The sequence below is a fragment of the Cysteiniphilum sp. genome (assembly GCF_057495195.1).
In genome coordinates this window covers 1-12,266 of sequence record NZ_JBXTEF010000027.1, presented here as the reverse complement: position 1 = coordinate 12,266, position 12,266 = coordinate 1, and the positions used below count along the sequence as shown (strand labels likewise).

Below are 12,266 nucleotides of genomic sequence, written 5' to 3'. Positions count from 1 at the left end.
GCAATCACATTAAATAAGATATACCACTGCGTACCTAATGCCATAAGCAAAATGCACCAGATATTAAAATTTAAATTAAACGCGATAACAACGGTACCAAATAATCCATAAAGCACATTAACTGGAAAAGCAGCAAAAATCTGCGCATAAGGCTGCACTTTCTCAGCAACTTTTGGTCTTAAGCCAATCCAAATCCCAATGGGCACCCAAATAATTGAAGCTAATACAATAAGCACAAGAACCCTAAGAGCAGTTAATGCACCATAACCGAATACTTTAGCAGTCTCAGCAAAAGTGATTGGATCTTCTTTATTACCATAGATAAATTGCCAAGATAAATACAAAAATAAAGCAACACTTAATGCAACACACAGCTGCCAAATAGCGGCTTGTAGTCGAGAGTTTTCACGCTCATTTTTTTGATGCTCGATTTGATTATAGTTTTTACTTAGGTCTTTTTTAAGATAGGAGATATTCACCAATCGATTGGCTTGCACTGCCATAAAATGACTAAAGCTTTGCAAAATCGTTGAACGTTGTAATAACGTTAAAAACCATGAGTTTGAACCTGTTTCTTGTTGCATATCACTGACGACAAACTTCTCAGACCATTTAACAATTGGACGAAAGATAAGTTGATCATAAAGCACGATCACAACAAGCATGACAACAATGGCAGCAATGACTGCTGTGAAATTTCTTTCATTATTTGCCTGATCGATAAAAGTACCGATCCCCGGTAAATTAATAGCCGCTGATGTTGTCGCTGAGAAATTAACGACAATACTTTCAGATGCGACAATCATAAACCAACTGGCTGACATCGACATCATCGTATTCCAGATAAGTCCAGGCATTGAAAAAGGTACTTCAAGCTTCCAAAAACGCTGCCAACCTGATAATTGATACATATCAGCTGCTTCACGCAGCTCTTTAGGAATCGTTTTAAGTGATTGATAAAAACTTAACATCATATTCCAAGCTTGCGCGGTAAAGAGCCCAAAGATTACCGCCAATTGTGCGCCCCATAACGAATACGGGAAAATAGCTAAAAAACCAGTAATAGTAATGGCTAAAAAGCCCAAAATTGGAATCGATTGAAATATATCGATAATTGGAATAATCACGCTCTCCGCACGTTTGCTTTTAGCAGCCCATGCACCAATAACAAAGCTAAATATAAATGAGCAAAATAATGCAATAAACATTCGCACTGTGGTATCAGCTGCATACCTTGGTAGATTCCACAGGTCCATTGAGATATGCTCGTATTGTGTCACACTCGTAAGGTTACGATAATCAACATTACCACCTAGTGAGCTACACACCCAAGCAACAACAAACACCATTGAAAGTACAAAAAATAAAGAAAAAATATCCCACTTACTTGGCAAAAGCCGTGTGGCAGGAATGTTGTAGAATGATTTTTTCATTGTTATTAGGTCTTAGCCTTCCATCATGAGATGAGATTCTACCTGAAGCGCTTAACAAAGGAAACAGTAGGATATTTTTCTTTTTTTGATGTCCATCATTACTTCAAGACAATCTGCTTAAAACTACAAAATAATGATTAAACTACATAATTTCAACACATAACCCCCTCATAATTGATCACAGCATATCCAAGATATGATTATTTACATAAACGATCAACATATAAAGGGGAGAATTATGAAATCAATGAGCATCAATACAAAATACAAGTATTTAATGCTGTCAAGTATATTTGTTTTATCTGGTTGTGGCGGTGGTGGCGGCAGCGCCACCACGGATAATGCCCACACAGGTGTTTTATTAAAAATAAGTGCTAACACTCCCATTGCTCTTACCTCAAAAGGTGCATCCTCCCATCAAGTTGATTTAAGTTATAATCAGAATAATTTTAACATTGGCAATAATACTACCATTCCAACTAATGGTTTTTTGACCTTAGTCAATCGTTCTTTATCTGGTGAAAACATCGTACTTAGTAATGATGATTGCCCTCAAGAGCTTAATGTGTCATCAGGCTTTACACCTTGTCATTTACAAGCTGAAAACATCAGTGATCATGCAGTAATCATTGACGGTAGCATAGATAACTATTTTGACCTTGATAAGCATGAACTATCAATCCCTCGTCTATTTGATGAGATTCCCTTTACGCCAGCTATTACAATATCCGAGAATAGTAAAGGATTCAATCCACCTATTTTTGCAAATACGACTGAATCAGAATTTCAAAGTAATTCACCTTATATTTACAGATCAAACGAATACTATGTTGTTTTGGGTAGTTCTGACGCCAACATATCCACATCTATAGGCAATCATCCTTTACAACAAAAAACACTTCAATATGTTAATGACCAACATCAAACAATCAAGCTAGTATATTTCACTATTAGCAAAAGCGATTATACTACAGACACTTCCGCCATGCTGAGCTTTAAGAACCTACCAAATAATACATCTGTTCTTTTCTTAGGTAAGCTTGATCCTAATAACTTTCTAACCAGCATAAATACAAACTCAATAATGGGCGGGCAGTTTTTATATAGAAATGCCTCATTTACCCAAGCTTGATTTTTTCATTCTTAACATACCCATCGTTAGATATATTCCCGAAAACATGCCCAATTAAACCCAATGCCTGGATCTATTTTGCGTGTTGGCGCAATATCACTATGCCCAACAATATTATCTTTAATTGCAGGATATCTTGTAATAATTGCTTTTGTCAGCTCAATTAAACTTGTGTATTGTGCTGAAGTAAAAACTGTTTTATCGGTGCCTTGCAGCTCAATACCGATTGAGAAATCATTGCAATTGCTTTTGCCTTTATAAGTACTCACTCCAGCATGCCAAGCGCGATCTTCAGTTGCAACAAATTGGATAATCTCACCTTGCCTTGTAATATAAAAATGACTTGAGACTTTAAGGTTTTTAAGATCTTTAAAACTTGGATCTAAGTTACAATCCAGATCATTTAGAAAAAGCGATTCAACATAATGGTTATCGTACTGCCCTTCTGGCAATGAAATACAATGAATTACCAATAACTCAATATCTATATTATCTGGGCGCGCATTATAATTGGGTGATTTTATAATCTTGGCTTTATTTAGCCAGCCACTGGCGTCTAACTGCAACATTTTTATTACCTACCTTTTCAAAATTGGGCGTATGCAATACGCCCCTACGTTATTGTTTTTTACAAAGACAAATACGCCTCTAACTCATCAAGTAAGTACAGCTGCTCTTCAGTAAGTTCGCTTTCACGCAGTTTCTGGATACGCTCATAAACTTCAGGAATCGAGACTTTACGCCCGCCTTTAAAATCAACAGGCATATTTTGAGGGTCAAAGCTCGCAATTTTCTCTAAGTATTCCTGAAACTCACCTTGCATTTCAGGTGTTAGCTTATCTGGTGCCATTCTACCGATAACACGTAATGCACGCTCATACAGCCCACGATTCATCTCACGCATTAGTTTAATCTTGTCACCAACTGCTTTTTGATGAAAGTGCTCACACAATGCCTGCTCAGCATAATTCATAAACCCTGCTGTATAAAGTGAGGCATCAACGTCAATATGTTCGACCTCTGGATATTTAAAATCTAAAGCAGATTCTTTAATATCTACAAATAAGCTCGGATTTTGAATTAAGAATTCTTTATTGCGTTTAATCAGTGCGATACGCTCTGGTGATAAATGCGCTAAAAAGCGCTTTTTCGCGGGCAATACCAGTGGCAAGTCACCCCATTTTTTGTTCACCGTTAAGAAATGCTCTGATAAATTATCAATATTCACTTCGGTCAGCTCAGCATAATCAAGGCGTAAAAAGCACCACTGATTTTTATAATGCCAATGCTGCCCCAAATTAAGTACCGGCAACATAAAGCGCTCATTATAACCAAAGCGCCCTGAAATCATTAAAGCTTGCTGATAATCCTCACCATTAATATTCAGACCAATATCCAATTGTGACAAAACCTTTTGATCTTCAGTTTTATTAAAACGTGCGCTTAAATACGCCCACATTTTAGGTTGGTGTGATCTTAATTTACGCGCCAATTCCAAAGTAACAAGCACATCGGTTAATGCATCATGCGCGCGCCCTTCAGTATACAAGGCGTTTTGCGCATTGATGTCTTCTAACTTCAATGACACCTTATTCTCATCATTAATAGGCCAACTAAGCACCTCATTGGCAAATAAATAAAAGGAAGCAACTATTGGATATAAATCCATGCGTGAGCAATTATTTTTATATTGATGATCATATGCTGGAAATAAATTCTTAAAAAAAGCAAAACGCAAAAATTCATCATCAAAGCTTAAAGTGTTATAGCCTAAGCTCACCGTTTCAGGGGTGTTGAACAATCCATAGATTTTTTTAATCGCTTCATATTCAAAAAGACCAGTATTAGCTTGTTCAATCGAAATATGATGAGTAATCGATGCCTCAGGATTGGGAATCGTATCTGGATTTAATTTGATTAAAAACTCATAACGCTCAATTTCATTTAGCATCTCATCGGTGCGCACCGCTGCAAATTGAATGATTTGATCAAAGCATTTATTGATTCCAGTTGTTTCCAAATCATAAAAAAGAAAAGTTTTTGCCATGAAGTTTTCACTCCTTACCATCAATTGCCACAGTGTAATCCCTTTGCTGTTGAATGTCAGTGATCATTCGAAATAAAATCAATTAAAGGCTTGTCCATTTGCTGATAAATGGTTTTTCTTAAGCCATTTAATGCCTGATTGCGATCATCTTGAAGTGACAAAAAGCTATGCATATTTTGATAAAAATCATTTAATTTCTCTTGTGATAAATCACAACTTAAAACATATTTTTGTTCTTGGGTAATGCTGATATATTGATATTTGACTAATGCGATCAAAACAGCATCTAATAGCTTTAAATCAATATGTGACAAATTTTTTGCACATACCTCTTTATCAATCGCACATTTGCTTTTTTGCTTGATATATAAAAGACGCAACACATCAATAGCCAAGCTAAATTGCGGTGTTTTTTGCTTCACGCGTAACACCGGTGGCACACTTAACATGCGCACAACGATAGCACCTAATAAAAATAATTGCCATGAAATCGCAATCCATAAAATAAACAGTGGAATAATCGCTAATGTGCCATAAAGCATCTCATAGGTTGGTAAGTTTAGCGCATACCATGCAAATACTTTTTTGGCTAAATCAAACACAACTGCCATCATCAAACCACCCAATAGTGCGTGCTTGAATTTAACACGCGTATATGGCACGACTTGATAAATAAACGTGAATGCAATGAGGTTAAAAACAAAAGGTAAAACCTGCAGAAAACTTATCAGCTGACTAAACCCATCATTTAACCAATGCCATGATAATAAGTAAGAGCTCAAGCCTAAGCTTGCACCAACAAGTAAAGGGCCCAAGCTCAATACTGCCCAATACAATAAAAAAGCCTGTGATAAGGGACGCTCTTTTTTGACCTGCCAGATGTCATTTAGTACTTTTTCAAGCGAGCGCATCATCATAATGCTAATGAAAAAAAGTACCACAACTGCAGTAATCGGCAATCCCGCACGATTCTTCATAAAGAGTTTTAAATACTCATTTACAGCCTCGCCTGAGCTTGGCAGCATATTGTGCAAAATAAACTGTTGAAAATCACCTTGAATGCTTTTAAATGCAGGCAGCATGCTCAAAATTGAAATTGACACCATAAGAAGTGGTACCAAGGCAAAAAGACTTGTCAAAGCCAAACTGGATGCCTTGGTTAAACAGTTTTGTTGCAAATATTCCCTAAACACTGATACCCAGAAGTGGCTAAATCGCTTACTATAGCCTTGTATTAACTTAGTCATAAGGATCCTTTTTATGCAAAACATCTTAGTCCTTTATTATAGTCAAGGCGGTTCAACAAAAGCAATGGCGGAGAAAATTGCGCAAGGCGTTGAACTTGGTGGCTTAGAAGCAAAGCTTAGAACCGTACCAAATGTATCAGCCAATTGCGAAAAAACTGAAAGTGACATTCCTGATAGTGGCGCGATGTACGTAACCAAAGAGGATCTTGTTAATTGCTCAGGCATTATTGTGGGCAGCCCTACCCGCTTTGGTAATATGGCAGCACCCCTTAAGTATTTCATTGATACGACAAGTGATCTATGGTTTAAAGGTGCATTAATCAACAAACCTGCAGCTGTTTTCACCTCTACAGCAAGCTTGCACGGCGGTCAAGAAACTACCTTACTTTCGATGATGTTACCACTTTTACACCATGGCGCAATGATCGTTGGCATTCCCTACAGTGAGCCTTCGTTACAAAATACGCAAACTGGTGGTACGCCCTATGGCTTAAGTCATTACAATGGGCTCAATTCCGATAAACCACTTTCTCAAGATGAGATTATCTTAGCAAAAGCCTTAGGGAAACGAATTGCTGAAATCGCCAAACAAAAATGATAACCCTTCTCAGTTGGATTGACTTAAAGAAAACGCCTGTTTATAATCAAGCACCCTTTGATTGATATACCTACCCTTTATGAATATCAAAACGAAACAAACTTATAAAATTCTTGGGTTTAATGATAATTGTCCACGCAATTATATGCAGAAACTATTGTCATTAGGCTTTATTCCTGGTGAGACTTTTTATATCGCCAAAAAAGCACTTTTTGGTAATCCTTATCACATTTCGATTAAAAACTTCTCTGTGTCATTACGTAAATCAGAAATTCTTTACATGCAGGTACAAGCCTTATGAAATATGCAATTATTGGTAATCCAAACTGTGGTAAGACAACGCTTTTTAATGCACTCACCGGTCTTAAACAAAAGGTTGGTAACTGGAGTGGTGTAACCGTTGATAAAAAAGTTGGTAAAGTTGATTTCAATAATCAACGCATAGAAATTGTTGATTTACCCGGCATTTATACCTTAACCGCCAGTGATGAGTCATCTATTGACGAGCAAATTGCCGCACGCTTTATCGTTGAAGAGAAGCCTGATGCAATTATCAATGTCATTGATGCCTCGAACCTTGAACGCAATTTATATCTGACGACACAATTAATGGAAACGGGCATCCCATTGATTCTTGCTATTAACATGATCGATGTTGCCAGCAAAAAAGGTATTGCTATTGATTATCATAAACTGGAACAAACGCTAGGCTGCACAGTTATCCCTGTTATTGGACGCAAAAAAGTAGGTATCAGTGAATTAAAGACTACATTATTCAAGCCTCAAAACGCCTCTAGTTATGATCTAACTCATTACTACCCTGAAGCAATTAATAAATTGACTAGCCAAATTACCGAAGCGAATTATAGTTATCCAAGCCTATGGCTAAGCACTTCAATTGCTGAGGATAACTATCTACTTAAACATTTACTGCCGGAAACTGACTTTAATCGCTTACAAGCATTAAAACTCACACTCAAACTTGACCACACAGCTGATATTACCCTATCAAGTGCACGCTACCAAGCCATCGCTGACATCGTTAATAAAAGTGCACAAAAAAGCCAAGTTTCACAGCACAAAGCAACTGAAATGATCGATAGACTCTGCATGAATAAATACTTAGGTATTCCGGTATTTTTGTTTGTCATGTATTTAATGTTTGAATTCTCAATTACCATTGGTGGTGCGTTGCAACCATTATTTGACAATACATCAAGTGTCATATTTGTTGAAGGAATGACACATTTAGGTGTTTACATTGGCTTGCCACTGTGGCTTGTTGCTGTCATTGCACAAGGTGTTGGTTTAGGCATTAATACCGTTTTGACCTTTATCCCTCAAATTGGCTGCATGTTTTTATTCTTATCGTTTTTGGAAGACTCCGGCTATATGGCACGTGCTGCTTATGTTATGGATCGTTTTATGCAAGCGATTGGACTGCCTGGCAAAGCCTTTGTACCACTGATTGTTGGCTTTGGTTGTAATGTGCCATCCGTTATGGCAACAAGAACATTAGAGACTCGACGCGATCGCCTGATGACGATCATGATGGCACCATTTATGTCTTGTGGTGCACGTTTAGCGATTTTTGCTGTATTTGCCGCAGCATTTTTCCCACAAAACAGCGCTTTGATCGTGTTTAGTTTATATATTGCAGGTATTTTAGGCGCCATTATTACTGGATATGTCGTGAAATTTGCGTTATTAACCGGTAAAAGCGCGCCGTTTGTTATGGAGCTACCCGTATATCATTTACCTAACTTTAAAACCATTGGATTAAATAGTTGGAGCCGTTTAAAGCGTTTTATCTTTAGAGCAGGTAAGGTCATTGTCCCAATTTGTGTTTTAGTTGGTACTTTAAATAGTATTCAAACCAATGGTGTTGTCGTTGCCGGTGGCTCACCTGATTCAATCCTTGCACAAACTGGACGCACGATTACACCTGTTTTAAAACCGATGGGGGTTACTGAAGATAACTGGCAGGCAACCGTTGGTCTTTTAACTGGTACACTAGCCAAAGAGGTTGTTGTTGGTACTTTAAACACACTTTATACGCAAGAAAAACCACAAAGTTTAGCCGATGCCGCAAGCGAGAAGTTTAATTTTTGGGGTGGTATTGCCGCTTCTTGGCATGATACCATTGATAGCTTCAAAAACATGAGCTTAAGTGCATTTATCAATCCATTTGCCGCAAATGAAGCAGATGCCAATATGGATAAAACTGCAATGGGCTCAATGGTGGTTGCCTTTGGTTCATTAGCTGCGGCATTTGCCTATATGTTATTTGTTCTTTTATATGTTCCTTGTGCTTCAGTCATTGGTGCGATGGCACGTGAGGCAACGCGTGGTTGGGCGTGGATGTCAGTACTTTGGAGTACTTCAATTGCCTATGTTGCTGCGGTTATTGTCTATCAATTAGCACAACTAGCAAGTACGCCACTTCATGCACTGAGTTGGATTATTGGTGTTATTATCTATATGATTCTACTGGTACTTGCGATGAAATATTTCTCACAGAAATTCCGATTTGAGCTTGAGTTAAACAAAGGCTGTAGCAAAGGATGTGCGGTGACGGTTAATAGCAAAGAATCAGGCTGCCACTAGAATAACCAATTATACTATGGCTTCGACTAACGCTCAGCCAACGTTAATTGTAAACCGTACCCTGAGCCCAGTCGAAGGGTGAGCTTAAGATTGAATTACATTATGGCTTTGACTAACTTTAAGCCAACGTGAAATAACCTCTCCCCTTGTGGGATTGCTCGTGCAACTTTTGCTGCACGGGTGAGAGGTACTTAAAATTCAATTTAACTTTTATAAATCACATCAATCTCTTCTTAAACGATCCGAAACTGCAATTGGGCTTGGATAGCTTAAAACAACAATATACGACGATACAATAAAGCTTAGAATAGCGACTGCTTCAACGATAATTTCAGAGCTTACGGTGGCAATGCCCGCGGTATTTGCTAATGCAATCAACATCAAAGAGAATTCGCTGCCCTGCCCCAAGCGCATACCAATCTCAAAAGACTCTTTTGGTGTCTCGCGCACTAACCACAAGGTAACAAAATGAACAATAGGCTTTAGCACTAAAATTAGAATTGTTAATGCTAACACCACGCCCCATACCGAAGGTAATAATGCAATCTGAAAACCTGCACCAACTGAAAAGAAAAACAATATCAAAAAGAAATCACGTAGCGGCTTTAAGTTCTCATAAATATATTTGGCAATCGGTGAGCTTGCGACAGTGACACCGGCGATAAATGCACCAATCTCATTGGATAAGCCAAAAACAACTGCTAATTGTGCCATACCAAGACACCAACCAATGGATAATAAGAATATATACTCTTGAAAGCGGCTGAATTTTCTGAAGAGTTTAAATAAAAAATAACGTTGCGCTAAAAAGCCCACACCACCTAAAACCGGTAATGCTAATAGTAATTTAATTAATGAAAACAAATGGAAACTGTCAGTTTGTGATGACCATAAACTGATAAAGGTAAGCATCAGGATCGCGATTAAATCCTGAATAAGCAAAATGGCAATCACCAACTCTCCAATGCGTTTATGATGTAATGCCGTTGTTGGTAGCAACTTTAAACAAATAATTGTACTTGAGAAGATTAATGCAGCACCTATAATAAAACCTTGTGCACCAATACCAAAGAAGTGACAAATCAACACGGTAGCTGCAATAAATACTACACTACTTGTGATACAAACAAACATCGCCTTACCGAGCATTTTGATCATGCTTTTGATTTCTAAGTTAAGCCCTAATAAGAACAACAAAAACATAATACCGATGTCTGATATCTCATGGACCGTCGTGGTATCCGCAATAAACCCTAAGCAATGAGGGCCAACAATAACACCTAAAGCAATATAAGCAACAATAATAGCTTGTCGTGTATAGAGTGCTAACGTCGCAAAGACTGACGCGCCAAAAAACACTAAAAAGAACACAAATACCAAGCTATGCATATCTACATCATCCTTATTTTTTACTTGTTATATAAAGATGTCTGATAAACAAAAAATAGCGATTGACCTAAAGCAATTACTCACACACTTTAGTGCATACACACATCTTTATTATTGATTATTACCAAACAGCTTCACATTAGTTGATCTAACACCATCGATCTGAAAACGCTCCACATCAATTAACCGCAATATTTCCAGCTCCTTAGCCGGCGCCAGTAAGTATAGCTCAATCCGTTTAGGATAGTAATAAACAAACATCTCAATTTGACATAAATCGACGTTTTGATGCTTTTTGTTAATATAGCTTGCTAATTGTTGCAAAATCTCTTTACGCGCTGGCGGCATATCTTCAGGATTAACAATTTCTTCAGGGTGCTCAGCAACATCGACATGCACTGTAATATCTTTGATATTATCAATTGCTAAGGTGAGCGCACCGCGAACATGTTCTGCAATATAATGCCCTTCTGATGCGGTGATGTGTGAATCAACCAAAATATGCACATCAAGCACCACTTGTCCTGCCATTTGACGTGTGCGTAAGCAGTGATGATGTTTAACACCATCAACATTTCTAATGATTTCTTCAATTTGATGCAATAATTCATTATCAACACCAGTATCTACCAACTCAGACAATGCTTTATAACACCATTTAACGCCCATCTTGCCAATCATAATAGATACGACAATTGCTGCCAATGCATCCATCCACATCAAGCCTAGCATACTACCGATTAAGCCTACAAGTACGACAACGGATGACCACATATCAGATCGACTATGCCAAGCATTAGCACGCAAAAGATCAGAATCAATGCGATTAGCCGTAACCATCGTATAGCGAAAAAGCCCTTCATTGGCCAAAATTGAAAAAATAGCCGCATAAATTGTCCACTGATCAGGAATCATTAACTCGCCCGAAAACCAATTAGCTAAAGCATGATAAGTAATGAGTAATGCCACTAGAATTAAAATGATTGACAGAATAACCGTTGCCAAAGTCTCAATGCGTTCATGTCCATACGGGTGATTGCTATCAGCACCTTTATTGGCGTGTTTGGCTGCGAAAAGCACCATAATATCACTTAATAAATCCGAAAATGAATGTACGCCATCGGCGAATAATGCAGGCGATCCCCCCACTAGACCAATTAACATTTTTAATAGCGCCAGGATGGTATTAACAAACATCCCAACAATGGTGACTTTTTTACTTGCTTGATAGCGCTCTACTTCAGAAACAGCCATATTTAAACTATCTTATACTAGATCCATTGATAGCGCTTAGCATACTGAAGTTTCTTGATTTGTATATCAAAATAATTGATATAGCACTAATTTAGTACTAATCAATAATCATTCTCAGACGTTGATAATAATAGTACTGCCCAACCATAATAAATAGTAAGCTTAAAATCACAATAGGGCTGATAATACTCGGCAATGGCCAACCAAAGCTTAATGCTGATATTTCATCACAGACAAGTGCAAGCACATTGAGTACCAGAAAAATTACGCTAAATGCTGTGGCATTTTTGTCTTTCATATTTTTAATAATTTGCGGCAACCAATATACTGCATAGCAAAACATACTGATAAAGCCGATGTTTTCTAACATTGTATTGTTTAAGTTATGCAAACTTACCAAAGCAATACCTACAGCAATAATAAGTAGGCATAAAATGTGAAAATTATAGCTTTGAGCGTGTCTGCTCTTTTGCTGATCGATACTTTTAATGCGAATCAAGGGTTGAATAATAATCAAAAATAAAGTTTACGAGTTGCCAATCCATAATTTATTGTGTTA

The 12,266-nt window shown here is 37.6% G+C and carries 11 protein-coding genes; 4 read left to right on the top strand and 7 right to left on the bottom strand.

The window, feature by feature from the left end:
• On the bottom strand, positions 1-1,433 hold a 1,433-nt coding region (locus tag ACY10D_RS02570), incomplete at its 3' end, for an ABC transporter permease subunit (RefSeq protein WP_486999240.1).
• Between the two features lie 238 nt (positions 1,434-1,671).
• On the opposite strand from ACY10D_RS02570, the gene ACY10D_RS02565 reads away from it, so the two are divergent.
• On the top strand, positions 1,672-2,565 hold the full coding sequence (locus ACY10D_RS02565; RefSeq protein ID WP_486999239.1) for a hypothetical protein: 894 nt from the start codon (positions 1,672-1,674) through the stop codon (positions 2,563-2,565).
• A gap of 26 nt (positions 2,566-2,591) precedes the next feature.
• Here the strand turns inward: ACY10D_RS02565 and ampD are convergent, their stop codons facing one another.
• The 3 genes from ampD to ACY10D_RS02550 are packed head-to-tail and all read right to left on the bottom strand — an operon-like array spanning position 2,592 to position 5,859.
• Positions 2,592-3,134 (bottom strand): 1,6-anhydro-N-acetylmuramyl-L-alanine amidase AmpD, encoded by a 543-nt coding sequence (gene ampD / locus ACY10D_RS02560; protein WP_486999238.1) that lies wholly within the window; start codon positions 3,132-3,134, stop codon positions 2,592-2,594.
• A gap of 59 nt (positions 3,135-3,193) precedes the next feature.
• On the bottom strand, positions 3,194-4,612 hold the full coding sequence (locus tag ACY10D_RS02555) for an exonuclease domain-containing protein (protein WP_486999237.1): 1,419 nt from the start codon (positions 4,610-4,612) through the stop codon (positions 3,194-3,196).
• Positions 4,613-4,668: 56 nt separating this feature from the next.
• Complete coding sequence (locus ACY10D_RS02550; RefSeq protein WP_486999236.1) at positions 4,669-5,859, bottom strand: YihY family inner membrane protein; 1,191 nt, start codon at positions 5,857-5,859, stop codon at positions 4,669-4,671.
• 13 nt (positions 5,860-5,872) lie between these two features.
• Here ACY10D_RS02550 and wrbA point away from each other — a divergent pair, with 13 nt between their 5' ends.
• The 3 genes from wrbA (at position 5,873) to feoB (ending at position 9,064) form a co-directional block, all read left to right on the top strand.
• Entirely contained in the window at positions 5,873-6,457 is a 585-nt protein-coding gene (gene wrbA / locus ACY10D_RS02545) for an NAD(P)H:quinone oxidoreductase (RefSeq protein WP_486999235.1), read from the top strand.
• A 79-nt stretch (positions 6,458-6,536) separates the two neighbouring features.
• The gene (locus ACY10D_RS02540) at positions 6,537-6,758 is read left to right on the top strand and encodes a FeoA domain-containing protein (protein ID WP_192484387.1); all 222 of its coding nucleotides are present in this window, start codon (positions 6,537-6,539) and stop codon (positions 6,756-6,758) included.
• Positions 6,755-9,064, top strand: coding sequence for a Fe(2+) transporter permease subunit FeoB (feoB, locus tag ACY10D_RS02535; RefSeq protein WP_486999234.1), 2,310 nt, complete (start codon positions 6,755-6,757; stop codon positions 9,062-9,064). The genes ACY10D_RS02540 and feoB overlap by 4 nt, the downstream gene beginning before the upstream one ends.
• Positions 9,065-9,286: 222 nt before the next feature.
• On the opposite strand, the gene ACY10D_RS02530 is transcribed toward feoB, so the two are convergent.
• From ACY10D_RS02530 to ACY10D_RS02520, 3 genes are all read right to left on the bottom strand, one after another.
• Positions 9,287-10,453: a cation:proton antiporter domain-containing protein gene (locus ACY10D_RS02530; protein WP_486999233.1), complete on the bottom strand. Its 1,167-nt coding sequence runs from the start codon at positions 10,451-10,453 to the stop codon at positions 9,287-9,289.
• 111 nt (positions 10,454-10,564) lie between these two features.
• Positions 10,565-11,707 (bottom strand): cation diffusion facilitator family transporter, encoded by a 1,143-nt coding sequence (locus ACY10D_RS02525; RefSeq protein WP_486999232.1) that lies wholly within the window; start codon positions 11,705-11,707, stop codon positions 10,565-10,567.
• 97 nt (positions 11,708-11,804) lie between these two features.
• Complete coding sequence (locus ACY10D_RS02520) at positions 11,805-12,077, bottom strand: PQ-loop repeat-containing protein (RefSeq protein ID WP_486999231.1); 273 nt, start codon at positions 12,075-12,077, stop codon at positions 11,805-11,807.
• Between the last annotated feature and the right edge of the window lie 189 nt (positions 12,078-12,266).